This is a genomic window from Nocardiopsis sp. CA-288880 (assembly GCF_050955985.1).
Taxonomy (GTDB): Bacteria; Actinomycetota; Actinomycetes; order Streptosporangiales; family Streptosporangiaceae; genus Nocardiopsis; species Nocardiopsis tropica.
This window is the reverse complement of the sequence record NZ_CP192105.1, coordinates 5,864,009-5,885,021: the sequence shown is the minus strand read 5'-3', so window position 1 is coordinate 5,885,021 and position 21,013 is coordinate 5,864,009. Positions and strand designations below refer to the sequence as shown.

Below are 21,013 nucleotides of genomic sequence, written 5' to 3'. Positions count from 1 at the left end.
GCGCCCTTGAGCACCACCGAGACCGACCCCCGCGACGCCCCCCGCGCCTCCGGGGACGGGGAGGCGCCCGAGCCGATCCTGAGCGCCAGGGGCGTGGAGGTCGCCTTCGCCGCCGGGTTCGCCCCCGGCGGGGGCAAGGGCACGGCGCGCGCCGTCGACGGCGTCAACCTCGACGTGTCGGCGGGCGAGATCGTGGCGCTGGTGGGGGAGTCGGGCTGCGGCAAGACCACCCTGGCCCGGGTGCTGCTGGGCCTGGAGCGGCCCACGGGGGGCGTCGTGGTGTTCGAGGGCAGGCCGATGCGGTACGGCTCCCGCGACCTGCGCGCCTACCGGCGCCGGGTCCAGCTCGTGCAGCAGGACCCCACCGGCTCGCTCAACCCGCGCCGCACCGTCTACGAGTCCGTGGCCGAGGGGCTGCGCATCCACGAGGGCACCACGGCGGACGAGGCCGAACGGGTCGCCGGAGCGCTCTCCAGGGCCGGCCTGCGCCCGCCGGAGCGCTTCCTCGCCCGCTATCCGCACGAGCTGTCCGGCGGGCAGCGCCAGCGCGTGGTGATCGCCGGGGCCCTGGTCCTGGACCCCGAGGTGCTGGTGGCGGACGAGCCGGTCGCGTCCCTGGACGCGTCGGTGCGCGGCGAGATCCTCCGCCTGCTCCTGGACCTGCGGGACGAGCTGGGGCTGTCCGCCCTGGTGGCCACGCACGACCTGGGACTGGCGTGGAACATCGCGGACCGCGTCGCCGTGATGTACCTCGGGCGCGTGGTGGAGCTGGGCACCGTGGAGGAGGTCCTGGCCGCCCCCGCCCACCCGTACACCCGCGCGCTGCTGTCGGTGCTGCCCGACGCGGGCGGGGGCGAGCCGGTGGTCCTGGCGGGCGAGCCGCCGGACCCCAAGCAGGTGCCGCCGGGGTGCCGGTTCCACCCGCGCTGTCCGGTGCTCGCCTCGGGCGAGGCCGAACGGGCGGGCGTCGCCGACCTGTGCCGCACCGTGGACCCCGCGGTCCTGGGGGGCGGGGCCGAGCGCCGCGTGGCCTGCCACTGGGCGGCCGCCGACGGGACCGGCCGGGTCCGCGCGGAGGCGGGAGGCGCGGGCTGAGGGCGCCGTGCGCGGGGGCGCCGCCTCCCCCCGCGGCGTGCTCCGGCCCCGGGGCGCCCCGGGGCCTTCCGGCGGCCGTCGCCGCACCCCCGGCGGGGGCGCGACGGGGTCCGGGGCCGGGCCGGCGCGCGGGCGGCCGACTCCTGCCCGCCCCCGGAGCGGGAGGGCGGCGCCCGGCGGCCCGGGAACGTGTGCCGGGGCCCCGCCGAGGAATGGCCGCGCCCGCCCGGCGGTTGGCCGGGGCATGGCAGACGACACCTCCCGCGACCGTGCCGGGGTGCCCCCGGCGCCCCGCCCCGCGCGCCTCTTCACCGACCGGGACCTCTGGCACGGGGGCGAGGTCGACCTGGACGCCTATCGGGCCCGGGTGGGCCTGGAGGGCGCCCTGCCGCCCACCCGTGACACGCTGCGGGCCGTGCAGCGGGCCCACCTGGCCGCCATCCCCTTCGAGAACCTCCGGCCGCTCACGGGGGAGCCGGTGCGGCTGGACGTGCCCGCCCTCGTGGACGGGATGGTCCGCGCCCGGCGGGGCGGCTACTGCTACGAGCAGAACCTGCTCCTGGCCGCCGTGCTGGACCGGCTCGGGTTCGCCGTCACCGGGCTCGCGGCCCGGGTGCCGTCCGGTCGGCCGGGGCGCCCCCGCCCGTCCACGCACTGCCTGCTGCGGGTGGACCTGGAGGGGCGCCCGTGGCTGGTGGACGTCGGCTTCGGCGGGGGAGGGCCGCTGGAGCCCCTGCCGCTGGCCGACGGCCACCAGGAGGTCCAGGGCGGCTGGGGCCTGCGCCTGGACCGGGTCTCGGAGCTCGGCGGCGACGAGTGGCTGCTGCGCTCGTTCGACGGCCGTGCCTGGCGTCCGCTGTACGTCCTCACGACCGCCGCGATGGCGCCCCAGGACTACGAGATCTTCAGCCACCACCTCTCCAGCCATCCCCGTTCGCCCTTCCTGACGCGGTTGACGGTGCAGCGGATCGGGCCGGGCGTCCAGCACGTGCTCACGGACACCACTCTCACGACCCTGTCCCCGCACGGGACGCGTGAGGAGCAGCGGGTGCCTGTGAGGGAGGTGGGGAGTGTGTTGCGCGAGGTGTTCGGTATCGAACTGCGCGCGAGGGAGCGGGAGGCGGTCGAGGCCCGGGTCGAGGAGCTCGCCGGAGTGTGACGGTGGTCACTTTTTTCGGGGTCGGTCCTCCTTCGCCCGCCCCCACCGTCGAATCCACCTGGCGTGTCGCCGGGGCGAACCGGGGCGAAGGGTGCTTGTGGCGACACGTCCTGTGATTTCTGGTCACCGCAGACGTTCGGCGCACCGGGCCCCTGGGCAGGACCCTGGGGTGTCACACCCCGGAGGGGTGTCGTTCCGAGGGAGCCTCGCATGGCGCACCACATGACCACGGAAGACGTTCACGAGTACATCAACGGTGTCTGTTTCAAGACCGGCCCGCCCGGCAAGGTCGGGACCGAGACCGAGTGGCTGGTCGCGGACCCCGCACACCCGACCGCACCCGTCGCCGTCGACCGCCTCGCGGCGCTGCTGGAGGCCGGCGGGCCCCCGCCCGCGGGAAGCGCGGTCACCTTCGAGCCCGGCGGGCAGATCGAGCTCAGCTCGCCCGTGCTGCCGGGCCCGGCCCGGGCGCACGAGGCCCTGGCCGCCGACCTGGACCACGTCTCCAAGGTCCTCGCGGGAGGCGGGCTCCACCTGGTCGAGACCGCGCTCGACCCACTCCGACCGCCCGTACGCCAGCTGCGGCTGCCCCGCTACACGGCCATGGAGCGGTTCTTCGCCGGCCGCCGCCAGCCCAGCGGCCACACCATGATGTGCAGCACCGCCTCCCTCCAGGTGTGCCTGGACACGGGGGCCGACCGCGCCGACAGCCGTGCCCGCTGGGAGCTCGTCCACCGGCTCGGGCCGGTCCTCGTCGCCGCGTTCGCCAACTCCGCCGTCTGGCGGGGCCGCCCCACCGGATGGAAGTCCACCCGGTGGGCGATCTGGGCGGCCACCGACGCCGGCCGCACGCGCCCCGTCCTGGACACCGGCAGCCACCCCGACCCGGCCACCGCGTGGACGGACTACGCCCTCGCCGCCGACGTCATGGCGGTCCCCGAGATCCCCGGGGGCGGCGGGACCTGGACCCCGGATCCCGGCATCACCCTGGCCGAGTGGGCCGGAGGCCGGGGACCCCGCCCCCTCACCCCCGCCGACGTGGAGTTCCACCTCAGCACCCTCTTCCCGCCCGTCCGCCCGCGCGGCTGGTGGGAACTGCGCATGATCGACGCGGTCCCCCGCCGCTGGTGGCCCGTCCCCATGGCGCTCTGCGCCGCCCTCGTCGACGACCCCCGCGCCCGCGCCGTGGCCGAGGAGGCCACGGAGAAGCTCTGCCGCGGCCCCTTCCCCGACCGCCGCCTGTGGATGCGCTCCGCCCGGCTCGGCCCCGGCGACCCCGCCGTCGCCGAGTGCGCCCGCTCCTGCTTCGACGCGGCCGTCGAAGCCCTGCCCCGCATGGGCGCCGCCGGACTCTCCTCCCTCGTCGACGACTACGCCGACCGCCACGTCCGGCGCGGGCTGTGCCCCGCCGACGCGCGGCCGAGCGTGCCCGCCCCGCGCCCGGGGCGCGTCGGTACCCGGGCCGGACGGACAGGGACCCACCGACACAGCGGAGGAGCACGGTGAACCACGAACAGGAACGCGCCAAGGAGCGCATCGCCACCGAACTCGAACGGAGCCGGCGGCGCAGCAACGGGCTCACGATCGACGCCCTCGACGACGAGGGCCTGCTCGCCCAGCACTCGCCCCTCATGTCGCCGCTCGTCTGGGATCTGGCGCACATCGGCAACTACGAGGAGCAGTGGCTGCTGCGGGCCGCCGGGGGACGCGAGGCGCTGCGTCCCGACATCGACGGCCTCTACGACGCCTTCGAGAACCCGCGCGCCGACCGCGTCACCCTGCCGCTCCTGCGGCCCGAGGAGGCACGCGAGTACAACGACCGGGTCCGCAAGGAGGTGCTCGACGCCCTCGACTCCGCCGACCTCGGGATCCCGGAGCAGCGCGGGGAGCCCGACGGGCGGCGGTCGCTGCTCGGCGCCGGGTTCGTCTTCCACATGGTGATCCAGCACGAGCACCAGCACGACGAGACCATGCTCGCCACCCACCAGCTCCGCGAGGGCGTCCCCGTCCTGCTGGAGGACACCGGCGCAGTCGCGGCCCTGCGCCCGCCCGTGGAGGAGGAGGCGTACGTCCCCGGCGGCCCGTTCACGATGGGCGCCGACGACGACCCCTGGGCCTACGACAACGAGCGCCCCTCCCGCGAGGTCGTCCTCGACCCCTACTGGATCGACACCCGGCCCGTCACCAACGCCGCCTACCAGCGGTTCATGGAGGACGGCGGCTACCGGGACCACCGCTGGTGGACCCTGGAGGGCTGGGAGTGGCGGGAGAGGACCGGCGCGGTCGCCCCCGCCTTCTGGAGCCCCGAGGGCGACGGGTGGTCCCGCCGCAGGTTCGGCCGCCAGGAGATGGTGCCGTCCGAGGAACCCGTGCAGCACGTCAACTTCCACGAGGCCTCCGCGTACGCCGCGTGGGCGGGCAAGCGCCTGCCCAGCGAGGCGGAGTGGGAGAAGGCCGCCAGGTTCGACCCCGAGACCGGCCTGTCCCGCCGGTACCCGTGGGGCGACGAGGAGCCCCGGCCCCGGCACGCCAACCTGGGCCAGCGCAAGCTGGGGCCCTCCCCGGCGGGGCGCCACCCCGACGGCGCGTCGCCGCTGGGGGTGCAGCAGCTGATCGGCGACGTGTGGGAGTGGACCTCCACCACCTTCACGGGCTACCCCGGGTTCCGCGCCTTCCCGTACCGCGAGTACTCGGAGGTGTTCTTCGACCAGGGCTACAAGGTGCTGCGGGGCGGCTCCTGGGCCACCCACCCCACGGCCGTCCGCTCCACCTTCCGCAACTGGGACCACGCGATCCGCCGGCAGATCTTCAGCGGCTTCCGCTGCGCACGGGACGGGGAACCCGCCTGATGTGCCGCCACCTCGCCTACCTGGGGCCGCCGCGTACGCTGCACGAGCTGCTGTACGCGGCGCCCCACTCGCTGCACGTCCAGTCGTGGGCGCCGCGCATGCAGCGGCACGGCACCGTCAACGCCGACGGCTTCGGCGTCGGCTGGTACCCGCCGCACGGGACGCCGGGGAGCGCCGCGCCCCCGGACCCGTCGGCGCCAGGCCTGCCGCCGGCCGGCCCCCCGGGGCCGCTGCGCTACCGCCGGGCCATGCCCATCTGGAGCGACTCGTCCTTCGCCGACGCGGCGCGCGCCATCACCTCCGGGTGCGTGGTGGCCGCGGTCCGCGACGCCACCGTCGGGTTCGGCTCCGAGGAGTCGGGCGCGCAGCCCTTCCGGGCCGACCGGCTGCTGTTCAGCCACAACGGCGCGGTCAAGGACGACGAGGCGCTCGCGGCGGCCTTCGTCCCGCCCCCGGGCGTGCTGGACGCGCGCTCCCCGGTGGACTCCGCCCCCCTGTTCGCCCACACCGTGCGGCTGTGGCGGGCCTCCGGCGACCTCGCCGGGGCGCTGGCGGGCGTGGTCCGCCACGCCCGCGAGCACTCCGACGGCCGCTACAACCTGCTGGCCGCCGACGGGGAGAGCATCGTCGCCACCGCCGCCGGGGACACCCTCTTCACCCTCAGGGAGCCCGGGGGAGGGGTCTTCCTGGCCTCGGAGCCCTTCGACGACGCGCGCGGCTGGCGCGAGGTGCCCGAGGGCTCCGTCGCCGTCGCGACGCGGGAGCGCACCGGGATCCACCCGATCGCCTGACGGCCGGGGCGCCGCCCCCGCGGCACCGGCACGCCCACGGGCACCCACCAAGGGACACAGGAGGCACCATGTTCCGGATCGACCGAAACCTGACCGCCGACGACCTCGACAAGGCCCTGCGCAGCGACGTCGCCGCAGGGCTCACCGCAGTGCCCAAGCAGCTCCCGCCCAAGTGGTTCTACGACGAACGCGGCAGCGCCCTGTTCGAGGAGATCACCGGGCTGCCCGAGTACTACCCCACCCGCGCGGAGCGGAGCATCCTCGAGGTCCGGTCCGACGAGATCGCCGCCGCGGCCGACGCGGAGACGCTGATCGAGCTCGGCTCCGGATCGGGGGTCAAGACCCGGCTCCTCCTCGACGCCATGCTCCGCCACGGCCGCCTCACCGGCTTCGTCCCCGTGGACGTCAGCGGCGACTTCCTCGCCGCCTCCGCGCGCGGCGTCGTCGACGACTACCCCGGGCTCGACGTCCACGGCGTCGTCGGCGACTTCGAGGAGCACCTCGGGCTCCTCCCGGTCGGCGAGAACGGCGGACGCCGGCTCCTGGCCGTCCTGGGCTCCACCATCGGCAACCAGGAGCCGGGGCCGCGCGCCGTCTTCCTCCGCGACATCCGCGCCGTGCTCGACGCCGGGGACTCGCTCCTGCTCGGCGTGGACCTGGTCAAGGACCCGGCCCGCCTGGTCGCGGCCTACGACGACGCCCGGGGGGTCACCGCCGAGTTCAACCGCAACGTCCTCGGCGTCGTCAACCGCAGGCTCGGCGCCGACTTCGACCCCGCGGCCTTCGACCACGTCGCCCGCTGGAACGCCGGGGAGGAGTGGATCGAGATGCGCCTGCGCGCCCGTTCCGCCCAGCACGTGCGGGTCGCCGACCTGGACCTGGAGGTCGGCTTCGCCCCGGGGGAGGAGATGCGCACCGAGGTCTCCGCCAAGTTTCGCCGCGAAGGGCTGGCCGCCGAACTCGGCGCCGCCGGGTTCGAGCCCTCCCACTGGTGGACCGACCCCGCCGGGGACTTCGCGCTCACCCTCGCCGCCGCGCGCTGACCGCGCCCGCCCGGGGAGGCCGACCGCGCGCCCGCTCCGCCGACGGCGGATCACCGCACGTCGGCCGCCTCCGGGCGGGCGGCGCCACACCGGGGCCGTCCGTGACTCCGGTACGCTCGTGGCGTGTTCAAGGTAGGAGTTTTCGGCGCCGATGGGCGTATGGGGTCAGAGGTCGTCCGCGCGGTTCAGGCCGCCGACGGCATGGAACTCGTGGCGGGCGTGGACAGCGCCGACGACCGGAGCGCGGTGCTGGGCGCCGACTGCGTCGTCGACTTCACCCACCCCGACGCGGTGATGGACAACCTGGAGTGGCTCATCGGCCACGGGATCCACGCCGTCGTCGGGACCAGCGGCTTCGACGAGGCCAGGCTGGACCGGGTGCGCGCCATGCAGGCCGCCTCGCCCGGGGCGAAGGTGCTGATCGCCCCGAACTTCGGCGTCGCCGCCGTGCTGATGATGCACTTCGCGCGCAAGGCCGCGCCGTACTTCGAGTCCACCGAGATCATCGAGCTGCACCACCCCAACAAGGCCGACGCCCCCAGCGGCACCGCCTACCGGACCGCGGAGCTCGTCGCCGAGGCGCGCCGGGAGGCCGGGGCCGCGCCGATGCCCGACGCCACGACGTCGGAGATCCCCGGAGCCCGCGGCGCCGACGTGGACGGGGTCCGCGTGCACGCCCTGCGCATCACCGGGCTCATCGCCCACCAGGAGGTCGTGTTCGGCACCGACGGGGAGACCCTGAAGATCCGGCACGACTCGATGAACCGCACCTCCTTCATGCCCGGGGTGCTCCTGGGAATCCGCGGTGTCGCCGGTCTCGCCGACCCGCTCACCGTGGGCCTGGACGCCCTCCTGGACCTCGACTAGACGCGGCCCGGCACGGGGGAGGCGCCCGCCCGGCGCCTCCCCCTCGTCGTGCCCGGGGCCCGGGAGGCGCCCGCCGCTCAGGCGCCCCGGCGGCAGGTGAGGAAGACCTGGGTCTCGGGGTGCGCGCCGGAGTCCTCCGGCTCGTAGGAGACGACCCGCTCGTCCTCGACGAGCAGACCCGCCTCCCGCACCACCCGGCGCAGCTCCTCGCGCGGATAGCCCGACACGCGGACGTCCGAGCCGAGGAAGGGGATCGGCGCGTCGTCCATGTCGGCCTCCACCATGGCCAGGCACAGCAGGCCCTCCGGGACCAGCGACGCCCGGATCCGGCTGAGCGCCTCGGGGATGCGCGACTTGGGCAGGCACAGCAGGGAGAAGAACGCCACGATGGCGTCGTAGGAGGACTCGACCGGCTTCAGGTCGAGGATGTCGGCCTGGACGAAGGTCGCCTGGGGCACGTTGCGGCGCGCGATCTCGATCATCCGCCCGGAGATCTCGTAGCCGGTGACACGGACGCCCGCGGAGGCGAACTGGCGGGCGGTCGGCAGCCCGGTGCCCGAGCCCAGGTCGAGCACGTGCGCTCCGGGCGGCAGCAGGTCCAGCAGCCGCCGGACCCGCTCCTCCTGCCCCTCCTTGCGCGGAAAGGCCTCGTCGTAGCGTTCTCCGATCGTGTCGAACGCGGCGGCCTGCTGGGCCGAGCGCTCCGCCCACGCTTCCGGGTCCGGAGCGAGGTCGAGGGGGTCGGGGGCGGTGTTCTCGCTGTGCACGGTGTCGTCTTCTCCCTACCGTGGCTGAACGCGTGTCTGGGGGACCGGCCCGCATACTAGCCCCACGGGGGCGCGCACCGGGGCCCGGACCGTGTCCTCGCAGGCCGGACGGAGTGTCCCGGCCACAGCCGGGCCCGAAGCCGGGGCCCCGCGCGGGCCGGACCGGGGAGGGCGCGACCCCCGCGAGGACCGCGTCCGGCCGCGGAACGGGCCGGGGCCGGCCGTCGACGGCGGGCACCGCCCGGGACGGCTCCCCCACAACACCTCTCGGACGGGGACCGCGGCCCCGCCCCCTAGGGCGTGGTCCGCGGACACTCGCCCTGCTGCGCGTCGCCCCGGCACGCCCCTCGCGGCGTTCTCATCTGTCGACAGGACCCCGCCCTGACTCCTTCTTCGGCCTTGCGATGAACGCACCGGATGCGCCGCTCGCGACGGACAGCATCCACGGAACACGCCCTAGCCCAGGGCGAGGGCGACCGAGAACAGGACGCCGAACGCCATCTGCAGCCTGCCCGTCTCGCCCAGGCCCAGGACCAGGTCGCGCCCCGCCTGTCCGCCCAGCACACGCCTCAGCGGCGGCACCGCCAGCGGCGCCGTCAGCAGCACGAGCGGGGTCCACCAGAACACCGGCGTCAGCACCAGCGCGACCGCGTAGGAGGCGCCGATCGCGCCCGCGAACAGCCGCCGCGTACCCGCGTCGCCGAGCCGGACCGCGAGGGTGACCTTCCCGGTCTCCCGGTCCGTCGGGATGTCCCGCAGGTTGTTGATGACCAGCACGGAGCAGGACAGCAGGCCGACCGGGACGGAGGCCACCCAGGCCTGCCACGGCGCCGAGCCCAGCTGCACGAACACCGTGCCCACCACGGCCACCACGCCGAAGAAGACGAACACCGACACCTCGCCTAGGCCCCGGTAGCCGTACGGCGCGCGGCCGCCGGTGTAGTACCAGGCCGCGGCGATCGCCAGGGCGCCCACGAGGAGCAGCCACCACGACGACGTCGCCACCAGCACCAGGCCGACGGCGCCCGCGAACGCGAAGCTCCCCAGGGCCGCGGCGAGCACGTGCCCCGGCTCCGCCAGGCCCGACGCCGTCAGGCGGGTCGGACCGGTGCGCTCCTCGGTGTCGGTGCCCTTCACGCCGTCGCTGTAGTCGTTGGCGAAGTTCACCCCGACCTGGAGGGACATGGACACCACCAGGGCCAGCAGGGCCTTCCACCAGACGAATCCGTCCAGGGCGAGGGCCAGCGCCGTGCCGACCGCCACCGGGACGACCGAATTCGGAAGCGTACGGGGACGCAGCCCCGAGACCCATTCACTGACCGTGGCCACGCGGCGGTCCTCCACCCTCGACGACACCGCGCCGCACCTGGTGCGCGACGCGGACAACCACCCAACGGTAGTCCCTGTCCGCGGCTGTCCCCAACCGGCCGCGGCCCCGGGCCCGAGGCGGGGCGCCCCTACGCGGAGATCGCCGCGTGCAGGCGCACCATCGGCAGCGGCGAACCCAGGTCGATCTCCCGGCGGGCGCCGTCCGCGCGCCAGCCCGACGCCTCGAAGAACGCGCGCAGCGCGTTGTCGGCCTCCGGCACCCACACGTGCACCGTGCCGAAGCCGTCGTCCACCAGGTGGTCCACGCAGGCGTTGACGAGGCGGCTGCCGTGCCCCTCCCGGGCCCGTTCCGGGTCCACGTGCAGCGCGAACACCTCCGCGTCCGTGGCCGGCCACAGGTCCGGGTCGCCCGCGGGGCCGAACGCGGCGAACCCCGTCACGGTCCGCACCCCCCCAACCTCGTCGGTGGCCACCACCAGCCGGTGCCGGGAGGTCGGCGGGGACTCCAGGGCGGCCGTCCACTGTTCGTGGAACTGCCCCCGGGCGTCGGCGCCGCCGATCTCGGCGACCACCGCGTCGGGCAGCAGAGCCCCGTACACCGCCCGCCACGAGGCCACCTGGACGTCCACGACGGTGTCCACGTCGGTGGCGCGGGCGGGGCGGACGAACTGGGCGCTGGACACGATGGGGCCTCCTGGGGAGCGTGCCGCGGCAAGATCACCTACGCCGGAGTTTCCGGACCTTGCCTCGGCATGGGAACATCTACAGTTGTGAGCCTCATTATCAGAGTTATCGTGAACGCGCTCGCCCTTTGGGCGGCTGTCTTCCTGATCGACGGGATCGACGTCACAGCCCAGACCACCGCTGGTCAGATCGGCGTCTACCTCGCCGTCGGCGCCATCTTCGGTGTGGTCAACGCGATCATCAAACCGATCGTCAAGGCTGTCGGGTGCCTGTTCTACGCGCTGACCCTCGGGCTGATCGGCCTGGTGGTGAACGCGCTGCTGCTCATGCTCACGAACTGGATCGCGAGCCTGTTCACCCTCCCGTTCCACATCGAGGGGTTCTGGCCCGCGTTCTGGGGTGCGATCGTCGTCACCGTCGTCAGCTGGCTTCTGAGCATGTTCCTTCCGGACGGACAGGACGACTGAGACCGGGGCGGACACCGCCCGACCAACCCCCTTCCGCGACCCTGACCTGCACGCGGATCCCGGGCCCGGCCGGATGGCACGGGTCCGGGACGGGTAGGTTCACATGAGCCGGTCCGTCAACCTCGACCCACGAGGACGGCGGCCGAGCAGGGCACGACCCCGCGCCCGACCCAAGACGGGGCACCACAGGAACTTTCCCGCGACCGGATCGCGTACCGCCGGTCGCGGTGGCGGACACGCAGCGCCGCACATCCGTGCACGCGTCATGTGCACGGGACACATCCAGCTGTCGACGCACACCGAGAGGAGGAGGGGCACCTTCGGACCCACCGCCCAGCGGCGGCGGTCCGGAGACCTTTCACACACGATGACGGACACCAAGAACCGCCCGTTCGGCAAGATGCTGACCGCGATGGTCACGCCCATGCTCGACGACGGCGAGCTCGACTACGAGGGCGCGGCCAGACTGGCCACGTACCTCGTCGACGAGCAGAACAACGACGGCCTCATCATCAGCGGCACCACGGGTGAGTCGCCGACCACCAGCGACGACGAGAAGGACCGCCTGCTCAGGGCGGTCCTGGAGGCGGTCGGCGACCGCGCCAGGGTCATCGCCGGGGTCGGGACCAACGACACCCGCCACAGCGTGAGGCTCGCCAAGGCCGCGGAGAAGGCGGGCGCGCACGGTCTGCTGACCGTGACGCCCTACTACAACAAGCCGCCTCAGGAAGGCCTGATCAGGCACTTCACCGAGATCGCGGACACCACCGAGCTGCCGGTCATGCTCTACGACATCCCGCACCGCACCGGCACGCCGATCGCCTCGGAGACCCTCGTCCGCCTGGCCGAGCACCCCCGCATCGTCGCGAACAAGGACGCCAAGGACAACATCGGCGCCAGTTCCTGGGTGATGGAGCGGACCGACCTGGCCTTCTACTGCGGCACCGACATCCTCAACCTGCCGCTGCTGTCCGTCGGCGCGGCCGGTTTCGTCAGCGTGGTCGGCCACATCGTCGGCGCCGACCTGCGCGAGATGATCGACGCCTTCGAGAAGGGCGAGGTCGGCCAGGCTCTGGCCATCCACCGCCGCCTCACCCCGGTCTACACCGGAATGTTCCGCACCCAGGGCGTCATCACGACCAAGGCCATCCTGAACCAGTTCGGGCTGCCCTCCGGTCCCGTGCGCACCCCGCTCACCGACGCGTCGGTCGAGCTCCAGGCACTGCTGCGCGAAGACCTTGCCGCCGCCGGCGTCAAGGGCCCCATCGGACTGGCCCCGCACCAGGCCGTCCCCGCCAGCGCCGTGCGCGTCGAGCGCCTCACGGAGGGATCTGTATGAGCCACCCGCACCCCGAACTGACCTCGCCCCCGCCCCTGGGCAAGGGCGCGCTGCGCGTCGTCGCCCTGGGCGGCCTCGGCGAGATCGGCCGCAACATGACGGTCTTCGAGTACGACGGCCGCCTGCTCGTCGTCGACTGCGGCGTGCTCTTCCCCGAGGAGGAGCAGCCCGGCGTCGACCTGATCCTGCCGGACTTCGACTACATCCGGGACCGGCTCGACGACATCGAGGCGGTCGTGCTCACCCACGGGCACGAGGACCACATCGGCGGCATCCCGTTCCTGCTGCGCGAGCGGGCCGACATCCCGATCGTCGGCTCCCGCCTGACCCTGGCGCTGATCACCGCCAAGCTCGGCGAGCACCGCATCAAGCCGGAGACCCTCCAGGTGGAGGAGGGCGAGCGCCACGAGTTCGGCGCCTTCGACCTGGAGTTCTTCGCGGTCAACCACTCCATCCCGGACGCGCTGGCCGTCGGCATCCGCACCCCCGGCGGGTCGGTGCTGCACACCGGTGACTTCAAGATGGACCAGCTGCCGCTGGACGGCCGCCTCACCGACCTGGCCGGGTTCGCCCGGTTCGGCGACGAGGGCGTGGACCTGCTGCTGTCGGACTCCACCAACGCCGAGCAGCCCGGGTTCATCGTCAACGAGCGCAACCTGTCCGAGGCCATCGACAAGGTGTTCCGGCAGGCCGAGAAGCGCATCGTGGTGGCCTGCTTCGCCTCGCACGTGCACCGCGTCCAGCAGGTCATCGACGCCGCGTCCAAGCACGGCCGCAAGATCGCGTTCGTGGGACGCTCGATGGTCCGCAACATGAACATCGCGCGCGACCTGGGCTACCTGAGCATCCCCGGCGACACGATCATCGACGTCAAGCAGCTCGACCAGATGCGGCCGGACGAGGCCGTGCTGATCTGCACGGGCTCGCAGGGCGAGCCCATGTCGGCGCTGAGCCGGATGGCCAACCGCGACCACCAGATCCGGATCGAGCAGGACGACACCGTCCTGCTCGCCTCCTCGCTGATCCCCGGCAACGAGAACTCCGTCAACCGGGTGATCAACGGCCTGACCCGCTGGGGCGCCAAGGTCGTGCACAAGGGCAACGCCCTCGTGCACGTGTCCGGGCACGCGTCCGCCGGTGAGCTGCTGTACGTGCTCAACATGGTGCGTCCGCGCAACTTCATGCCGGTGCACGGCGAGTGGCGGCACATGCGCGCCCATGCCGACCTGGCCAAGCTCACGGGCGTGCCCTCGGACCGGATCATCATCGCCGAGGACGGCGTGGTGGTGGACCTGTACAAGAACCGGGCCAAGATCGTGGGCGCGGTCCAGGCCGGGTACGTGTACGTGGACGGCGCCTCGGTCGGCGACGTCACCGACGCCTCGCTCAAGGACCGCCGCATCCTCGGCGAGGAGGGGTTCATCTCCGTCGTCGTCGCGGTGGACTCCGGGACCGGCAAGATCCTCGGGGAGCCCGAGATCCACACCCGGGGCGCGGGCATCGGCGCCGCCGCCTTCGACGACGTCATCGACAAGATCCAGGACTCCCTGGACAAGGCGGCCCGGGACGGGGTCAACGACCCGCACCAGCTGCGGCAGCTCATCCGCCGCAACACGGGCCGCTGGGTCAACGACACGTACCGTCGTCGTCCCATGATCATCCCTGTCCTGGTCGAGGTCTGACCGACCGGTCCGGGGCGCCCCGGACCGGAGCACGGGAACGGCCCGAGGCACGCGCCTCGGGCCGTTACCGTGGGGCGGGCGGCCCCCGGGAGCGCCGCGGGCGGGGCGCCGCCGGCCGATTCGGGCGACACGCCGTGCCGGTACGGGCCAAGGGGGTGGACGCTTCAGTAGGCTGCCCGCCGTGACGGGCCGTTCTGCCCGGCCGTCCGACCGACCCCGTCCCCCGTGGAGGTGACCCCGATGGCCACGCGTGCCTCCTCCGGTGGTTCCGGACGCAAGAAGCCCGCCGCCCGCAAGCCCGCGCCGAAGAAGCGCATGCCCGACGGGCCCATCGCCTTCGCCTTCACCATGTTCGGCCAGTTCCTGCTCGTGCTGTGGAAGCTGGTCGCGCACACCGTGGGCGGCGCCGCGCGCGCCGTCGGCCGCAGCGCGCGCGACCTCGACCCCGACCTGCGCCGCGACGGCATCGGCCTGGTCCTGCTGGCCGCGGGCGTCCTCGTCGCCGCCGCCGTGTGGTGGCGGAGCGAGGGGCCGCTGCTGGAGTACACCCGCATGATCGTGGTCGGCGGCTTCGGCACGTTCTCGCCGATCCTGCCGCTGCTGTTCCTGCCGGTCTCGGTCAAGCTCATGCGCACCCCCGGTTCGGGCCGGGAGGGGGACGGCGGGCGGCTGTTCATCGGCACCGTCTCGATCATGCTGGGGCTGCTCGGGCTGATCCACATCGCCAACGGCCTCCCGGAGCCCTCCGACGGCCTGGAGGCCCTCCAAGAGTCGGGTGGGCTCATCGGCTTCGTCGCGGCGGGCCCCCTCAGCGCCGTCGTCACCCCGTGGCTGACCGGCGTCCTGCTCGCCCTCGTGCTGGTCTTCGGCGTCCTCGTGGTCACCGCCACCCCCATCCGGCGCGTCCCCGAACGCCTCCAGACGCTCTTCAACGCCCTCATGGAGCGGGACACCGGTCCCGACTCGGGCATCGGCATCCTCGGCGCGGACCCCGCGCCCAAGGCCGCCAGGCCCCGCAAGCGCAAGCCGAAGAAGGAGCCCGAGGCGGAGGCCGGGACGGTGGCGGGCGACCACGAGCGCCCCTACGACAGCCCGGTGGTGCCCGTGGAGCCCGTCGCCCCCGCCCTCACCGACGAGGAGGAGGCCGCCGCGGCGGCCGCGACCGCGGCCGGCAAGAAGAGGCCGGGCCGCAAGAAGGTCGACGTCCCCGACCCCACGCCGCCCCCCGCCGTGACCGAGCAGCTGACCATCCCCTCCCGGGTGGTCGAGGGCGACTACGAGCTGCCCGCGCCCGCGATGCTCAAGCCGGGCAGCCCGGTCAAGCCCCGCACCAAGGCCAACGACGACGTGGTCGCCGCGCTGTCGGGGGTGCTGACCCAGTTCGGCATCGACGCCGAGGTCACCGGGTTCACGCGCGGCCCCACCGTCACCCGCTACGAGATCGAGCTGGGCCCGGCCGTCAAGGTCGAGAAGGTCACCGCGCTGGCCAAGAACATCTCCCTGGCGGTCAAGAGCGCCGACGTGCGGATCCAGTCGCCCATCCCCGGCAAGTCCGCGATCGGCATCGAGATCCCCAACACCGACAAGGACATAGTCAGCCTCGGCGACGTCCTGGGCTCGACGGCCGCGACCTCCGACGACCACCCCATGCTGGTGGGCCTGGGCAAGGACGTCGAGGGCTCCAACGTGGTGGCCAACCTGGCCAAGATGCCGCACGTGCTGGTGGCCGGCGCGACCGGCGCCGGCAAGTCCACCTGCATCAACGGGCTGATCACCTCGCTGATGATGCGGGCGACCCCCGACGAGGTGCGGATGATCCTGGTCGATCCCAAGCGGGTCGAGCTGACCATGTACGAGGGCATCCCGCACCTGATCACGCCCATCATCACCAACCCCAAGCGGGCCGCGGAGGCCCTGCAGTGGGTGGTGGGGGAGATGGACCGCCGCTACGACGACCTGGCGGCCTCGGGGTACCGGCACGTGGACGACTTCAACGCCGCCGTGCGCGCCGGGCAGCTGACCGCCCCCCCGGGCAGCGAGCGGGTGTACGAGGCCTACCCGTACCTGCTGGTGATCGTGGACGAGCTGGCCGACCTGATGATGGTCGCCCCGCGCGACGTCGAGGACGCGGTCGTGCGCATCACGCAGCTGGCCCGTGCCGCCGGGATCCACCTGGTGCTCGCGACCCAGCGGCCCAGCGTCGACGTCGTCACCGGGCTGATCAAGGCCAACGTGCCCTCCCGGCTCGCCTTCGCCACCTCCAGCCTCGCCGACAGCCGCGTCATCCTCGACCAGCCGGGCGCCGAGAAGCTGGTGGGCAAGGGCGACGCCCTCTTCCTGCCGATGGGCGCGGGCAAGTCCATCCGCCTCCAGAACGCCTGGGTCAGCGAGAAGGAGATCCGGGCGATCGTCGAGCACTGCAAGAAGCAGTCCGAGCCCAGCTACCGCGAGGACGTCGCGGCCCCCGAGGGCAAGAAGAAGGAGATCGACGAGGACATCGGCGACGACCTCGACCTCCTCCTCCAGGCCGTCGAACTGGTGGTCACCACCCAGTTCGGGTCGACGTCCATGCTCCAGCGCAAACTGCGCGTCGGCTTCGCGAAGGCGGGCCGCCTGATGGACCTGATGGAGAGCCGCGACGTCGTGGGCCCCAGCGAGGGCTCCAAGGCGCGCGACGTCCTCGTCACGCCGGACGAGCTCCCGGGCGTCCTGACGGAGATCCGCGGGGGCTGAGCCGGCCCGCGGTCGGGTCGCCGGGCCTTCGCCGGAGCACGCTCCTGCCGCACGGAGGCGGCGACATTCTGTGCGCCGGTGCCCTCTTTGGCGTGTTCTTGAGAGCTTCATGGGGCGTGGTGAACTGCGTCGGCGACCCCCGGACGGCAGAGTGGAGACCATTCAGTCACGCACAGTCGCGGAAGGAGTGCGCATGGCGACGATCGGTCAGGCCCTGTCCGGCGCCCGAATCGCGGCGGGGTACACGGTCGCGGACCTCAGCGCCCGTACGCGCATACGGCAGTCGGTCCTCAAGGGCATCGAGGAGGAGGACTTCGTCCCCTGCGGCGGGGACTTCTACGCACGCGGCCACATCCGCGGCCTCAGCAGGGCGCTCGGCCTGGACCCGGCGCCGCTGCTGGCCGAGTACGACCGCGAGCACGCGTCGTCGGACGCCCCGGCCTTCGTCCCCCTGCCGCGCCACCCGGCGGCCTCGCCCGCCGCGGTCAGGGCGGCGGTGGCCGCCGAGCGGGGCGAGGCGTACGCGGCCGACGACGAGGAGCCGATGGCGGGGCCGATCCCGAGCTTCGGCGAGGACGACCCCGGTGCCGCCGCCGAGCGGTGGGGCCACTTCGAGCGGGACCAGCGCGTGCGCCCCGGCGTGCGCGGGGGCCGTTCCCGCGGGGAGGCGGGGGACGCCGGCGCCGGAGCGCAGGAGGCCGACACCCGGCGGGGCACCCGGGGCGTCCCCAGGCAGAGGGAGGACGCCGGCACCCGGCCCGGGGACACGAGGCCCGCGCCGCGCCCCGCGGTCACGGCCGCGCGCAGGCGGCGGGGCGCGGCGGTCCGCCGCCACTGGCCCTGGGCCGTGGTCGGCATCATCGTCCTCCTGGGGGTCGTCGTCGGCGTCCGCACCTGGCAGGACTGGGAAGGGGGCAACCCGCTGCGCACCGCGTTCGAGTCCAACGGGGGCGGCGAGACCGTGGACTCCGCGGTCCTCCCGGGGGAGGGGCGGGCGGGCGCGGACGACGCGGCCGTCGTGCCCGCGGCGGAACAGGCCCGGGAGCCCGCCGAGTTCACCCTCGGGCTGGCGTCCGCCGGACGCAGCTGGATCAAGGTCACCGCCCCCGACGGCAGCGACCTGTTCACCGGCTTCCTCCTGAAGGGCGAGCCGCAGGAGTACGCGACGGAGGAGGGCGTCAGCCTGTGGGTCGGCGACGCCGGCTCGGTCGAGGTCTCCGTCGACGGCGAGGTCCTCGGGCCCGCCGGGGAGATCGGTGAGGTCAAGGAGGTCGCCATCGGCCCCGACGGCTTCGACCGGTGACGTCACGGCCCGCTGCCTGGGGGAAGACGGGCCGGGGTACGGGCGGGTGAGCCGACCAAGGTAATGTGGGGGGCTGCGGGCGGCGCCCACCGGCGCCGTGCCGTGCGCGCGGTCCGAGCGGTCCGCCCCGGCCCCCGCATCACACTCGAAGCTCTCCCACACGCTTGGAAGCCATGTCATCGCGCCGTACTGTCTCTCTCGTCACCCTGGGGTGTGCGCGTAACGAGGTCGACTCCGAAGAGCTGGCCGGGCGTCTGTCCGCGGGCGGCTGGGACCTCGTCGACGGCGACACCAAGGCCGACGTCACCGTGGTCAACACCTGCGGGTTCATCGACGCGGCCAAACAGGACTCCATCGAGACCCTCCTCGAAGCGGCCGAGAACGGCGGCAAGGTCGTCGCCGCGGGGTGCATGGCAGAACGGTACGGCTCCGAGCTGGCCGACGCCCTCCCCGAGGCCCAGGTCATCGGGTTCGACGACTACTCCGCCATCACCGACCGGCTCGACGACGTCGTGGCCGGCCGCAAGCTCGTCCCGCACGACCCCCGCGACCGGCGCACGCTCCTGCCCATCAGCCCCGCCGACCGCGACGCCTCCCAGGTGCACGTCCCCGGCCACGCGGGCTTCGCCGAGGCGCCCGGGGCCGACGGCACCGAGCTGCCCTACCGCGCGGCGGTCCCGCGCCGCCGCCTCACCGGCGGGCCGGTCGCCAACCTCAAGATCGCCTCGGGCTGCGACCGCCGCTGCACCTTCTGCGCCATCCCGACCTTCCGCGGGGCCTACCTCTCCCGGCGCCCCGAGGAGATCGTGCGCGAGGCCGAGTGGCTGGCGAGCGAGGGCGTCCGCGAGGTCTTCCTGGTCAGCGAGAACTCCACGTCCTACGGCAAGGACCTGGGCGACGTGCGCGCCCTGGAGAAGCTGCTGCCCCGCCTCGCCGCCGTGGAGGGCCTGGAGCGCGTCCGCGTCAGCTACCTCCAGCCCGCCGAGGTCCGTCCCGGCCTGGTGGACGTCCTCACCGGCACCCCCGGCGTCGTCCCCTACTTCGACCTGTCCTTCCAGCACGCCAGCGGCACCCTGCTGCGCCGCATGCGCCGCTTCGGCGACCGCGAGCGCTTCCTGGAGCTCCTGGACACCGTGCGCAAGCGGACCCCCGAGGCCGGAGCGCGCTCGAACTTCATCGTGGGCTTCCCCGGTGAGACCGAGGCCGAGTTCGAGGACCTGGTCTCCTTCCTCTCCGAGGCCCGCCTCGACGCCATCGGCATCTTCGGCTACTCGGACGAGGACGGGACCGAGGCCCTCTCCCACGAGGGCAAGCTCCCGGCCGAGGTGGTCCAGGAGCGCGTGGACCGGCTCAACCGGCTCTCCGAGGAGCTGATGGTCCAGCGGGCGGAGGAGCGGATCGGCACCGAGGTGACCGTCCTGGTGGAGAGCGTCCTGGAGGACGGCGCCTACGAGGGCCGGGCCGACCACCAGGCCCCCGAGGTGGACGGCAGCACCATCCTGTACGGCGAGGGCCTCGCCGTCGGCGACCTCGTGCCCGCCACGGTCGTCCAGTCGGCCGGTGCCGACCTCGTCGCCGAGCAGGACGAGACCCGGCCGGGCGGGGAAGCCGGGGACAGATGAGCAGCCACGACGCGGCGACGCCCGCCCCCCACGTTCCGCTGTGGAACATCGCGAACATCCTCACCATGAGCCGCCTGGTCATGGTCCCGGTCTTCGTGTGGTTCATGTTCCTGGACGGCTCATGGTGGCGGTTCGCCGCCTTCGCCGTCTTCGTGATCGCCGCCATCACCGACCGCATCGACGGCGAGCTCGCCCGCCGCCACAACCTGGTCACCGACTTCGGCAAGATCGTCGACCCCATCGCGGACAAGGCGCTCACCGGGTCCGCGCTCGTCGTGCTGTCCCTCCAGGGCGACCTGTGGTGGTGGGTGACCATCGCGATCCTGGTCCGCGAGTGGGGCGTCACCGCCCTGCGCTTCGCGGTCCTGCGCTACGTCGTCATGCCGGCGAGCAGGGGCGGCAAGCTCAAGACCGTCCTCCAGATCGTGGCCATCAGCGTCTACCTGTTCCCGCTCCAGGTCCTGCCGTTCAGCGACCTCTTCGTGTGGTTCGCGCACATCGTGATGGGCGCGGCCCTGTTCGTGACCCTGTGGACCGGCGGGGCCTACGTGCTGGACGCCGTGCGCGCCGTGCGCGCGAGGAGGGACACCGGGGGATGAACCAGCAGGAGGACCGGGTGGGTCTGGGCTCCGAGGTCAGGGAGTTCCCCGTCGAGTCGCTGACGGCGGCCGGGGCCGTCCACCGCGCCCTGCTGGAGAGCGGTGGGACCTGCGCCACCGCCGAGTCCCTGACGGGCGGCCTGATCGGCGCCCACCTGACCGCCGTCCCCGGTTCCTCCCGCACCTACCGCGGCGGCGTGGTGACCTACGCCACCGATGCCAAGGCGGCCGTCCTGGGGGTCCCCGAGGACCTCCTGGCCGAGCACGGAGCCGTGCACCCCGACGTGGCCGCCCACATGGCCCGCGGCGCCAGGCGCCTGTTCGGGGCCGACCACGGGGTCGCGGTGACCGGTGTCGCCGGGCCCCAACCCCAGGACGGGCAGCCCGTCGGCACCGTCTATGCGGCCGTCGCCACCTGGGACGACCGCACGCTCGTCCGCCGGTTCAGTTTCACCGGGGATCGTGCGGGTATCCGATACCGCACGGTCGAGGGCGCGCTGTCGCTCCTTGACTCGGTTGTTCGCGGGAGCACGGCGGGAAACACCCGGATCTGAACCATTGGGGCAGTTCTCCCTCTCCCGGCACTCGGGAACAAAACCACCCCCGAGTGAGGTTCCCCCTCCAGCGAACAGGACGGCAAGAGGTGCCCGAATCGGGCGTGGGGCAGGTACGGTGTTGTATATG

The 21,013-nt window shown here is 73.6% G+C and carries 18 protein-coding genes; 15 read left to right on the top strand and 3 right to left on the bottom strand.

Annotation, left to right across the window (positions count from 1 at the left end; translation table 11 throughout):
* The first annotated feature begins 6 nt into the window (after positions 1-6).
* The 7 genes from ACQPYD_RS25455 (at position 7) to dapB (ending at position 7,804) form a co-directional block, all read left to right on the top strand.
* Positions 7-1,095: an ABC transporter ATP-binding protein gene (locus tag ACQPYD_RS25455; protein ID WP_433698017.1), complete on the top strand. Its 1,089-nt coding sequence runs from the start codon at positions 7-9 to the stop codon at positions 1,093-1,095.
* Positions 1,096-1,339: 244 nt separating this feature from the next.
* A complete protein-coding gene (locus tag ACQPYD_RS25450) occupies positions 1,340-2,254 on the top strand; it encodes an arylamine N-acetyltransferase family protein (protein ID WP_433698016.1) in 915 nt (304 codons plus the stop codon).
* A gap of 210 nt (positions 2,255-2,464) precedes the next feature.
* Entirely contained in the window at positions 2,465-3,760 is a 1,296-nt protein-coding gene (gene egtA, locus ACQPYD_RS25445; protein WP_433698015.1) for an ergothioneine biosynthesis glutamate--cysteine ligase EgtA, read from the top strand.
* Positions 3,757-5,103 (top strand): ergothioneine biosynthesis protein EgtB, encoded by a 1,347-nt coding sequence (egtB, locus tag ACQPYD_RS25440; protein ID WP_433698014.1) that lies wholly within the window; start codon positions 3,757-3,759, stop codon positions 5,101-5,103. The genes egtA and egtB overlap by 4 nt, the downstream gene beginning before the upstream one ends.
* Entirely contained in the window at positions 5,103-5,894 is a 792-nt protein-coding gene (locus ACQPYD_RS25435) for a class II glutamine amidotransferase (protein WP_433698013.1), read from the top strand. Before egtB ends, ACQPYD_RS25435 begins: the two co-directional genes overlap by 1 nt.
* A 68-nt stretch (positions 5,895-5,962) precedes the next feature.
* Complete coding sequence (gene egtD / locus ACQPYD_RS25430; protein ID WP_433698012.1) at positions 5,963-6,937, top strand: L-histidine N(alpha)-methyltransferase; 975 nt, start codon at positions 5,963-5,965, stop codon at positions 6,935-6,937.
* A gap of 159 nt (positions 6,938-7,096) precedes the next feature.
* A complete protein-coding gene (gene dapB, locus ACQPYD_RS25425; protein WP_433698011.1) occupies positions 7,097-7,804 on the top strand; it encodes a 4-hydroxy-tetrahydrodipicolinate reductase in 708 nt (235 codons plus the stop codon).
* Positions 7,805-7,881: 77 nt separating this feature from the next.
* Here the strand turns inward: dapB and ACQPYD_RS25420 are convergent, their stop codons facing one another.
* The 3 genes from ACQPYD_RS25420 to ACQPYD_RS25410 form a co-directional block, all read right to left on the bottom strand.
* Complete coding sequence (locus ACQPYD_RS25420) at positions 7,882-8,571, bottom strand: class I SAM-dependent DNA methyltransferase (RefSeq protein WP_433698010.1); 690 nt, start codon at positions 8,569-8,571, stop codon at positions 7,882-7,884.
* A gap of 456 nt (positions 8,572-9,027) precedes the next feature.
* Complete coding sequence (locus ACQPYD_RS25415) at positions 9,028-9,900, bottom strand: 1,4-dihydroxy-2-naphthoate polyprenyltransferase (protein WP_433698009.1); 873 nt, start codon at positions 9,898-9,900, stop codon at positions 9,028-9,030.
* Between the two features lie 128 nt (positions 9,901-10,028).
* Positions 10,029-10,583, bottom strand: coding sequence for a GNAT family N-acetyltransferase (locus tag ACQPYD_RS25410; RefSeq protein WP_433698008.1), 555 nt, complete (start codon positions 10,581-10,583; stop codon positions 10,029-10,031).
* Positions 10,584-10,670: 87 nt separating this feature from the next.
* On the opposite strand from ACQPYD_RS25410, the gene ACQPYD_RS25405 reads away from it, so the two are divergent.
* From ACQPYD_RS25405 to ACQPYD_RS25370, 8 genes are all read left to right on the top strand, one after another.
* On the top strand, positions 10,671-11,051 hold the full coding sequence (locus tag ACQPYD_RS25405; protein WP_330162283.1) for a phage holin family protein: 381 nt from the start codon (positions 10,671-10,673) through the stop codon (positions 11,049-11,051).
* A gap of 367 nt (positions 11,052-11,418) precedes the next feature.
* Complete coding sequence (gene dapA / locus ACQPYD_RS25400; RefSeq protein WP_433698007.1) at positions 11,419-12,390, top strand: 4-hydroxy-tetrahydrodipicolinate synthase; 972 nt, start codon at positions 11,419-11,421, stop codon at positions 12,388-12,390.
* Positions 12,387-14,072, top strand: coding sequence for a ribonuclease J (locus ACQPYD_RS25395; protein WP_267946036.1), 1,686 nt, complete (start codon positions 12,387-12,389; stop codon positions 14,070-14,072). Before dapA ends, ACQPYD_RS25395 begins: the two co-directional genes overlap by 4 nt.
* A gap of 240 nt (positions 14,073-14,312) precedes the next feature.
* A complete protein-coding gene (locus ACQPYD_RS25390; RefSeq protein WP_433698006.1) occupies positions 14,313-16,805 on the top strand; it encodes a DNA translocase FtsK in 2,493 nt (830 codons plus the stop codon).
* Positions 16,806-16,998: 193 nt separating this feature from the next.
* Positions 16,999-18,108: a helix-turn-helix domain-containing protein gene (locus ACQPYD_RS25385; protein WP_433698005.1), complete on the top strand. Its 1,110-nt coding sequence runs from the start codon at positions 16,999-17,001 to the stop codon at positions 18,106-18,108.
* A gap of 173 nt (positions 18,109-18,281) precedes the next feature.
* The gene (rimO, locus tag ACQPYD_RS25380) at positions 18,282-19,730 is read left to right on the top strand and encodes a 30S ribosomal protein S12 methylthiotransferase RimO (RefSeq protein ID WP_433698004.1); all 1,449 of its coding nucleotides are present in this window, start codon (positions 18,282-18,284) and stop codon (positions 19,728-19,730) included.
* Positions 19,727-20,329: a CDP-diacylglycerol--glycerol-3-phosphate 3-phosphatidyltransferase gene (pgsA, locus tag ACQPYD_RS25375; protein WP_433698003.1), complete on the top strand. Its 603-nt coding sequence runs from the start codon at positions 19,727-19,729 to the stop codon at positions 20,327-20,329. Before rimO ends, pgsA begins: the two co-directional genes overlap by 4 nt.
* Positions 20,326-20,883: a CinA family protein gene (locus tag ACQPYD_RS25370; RefSeq protein ID WP_433698002.1), complete on the top strand. Its 558-nt coding sequence runs from the start codon at positions 20,326-20,328 to the stop codon at positions 20,881-20,883. The genes pgsA and ACQPYD_RS25370 overlap by 4 nt, the downstream gene beginning before the upstream one ends.
* The last annotated feature ends 130 nt before the right edge of the window (positions 20,884-21,013 follow it).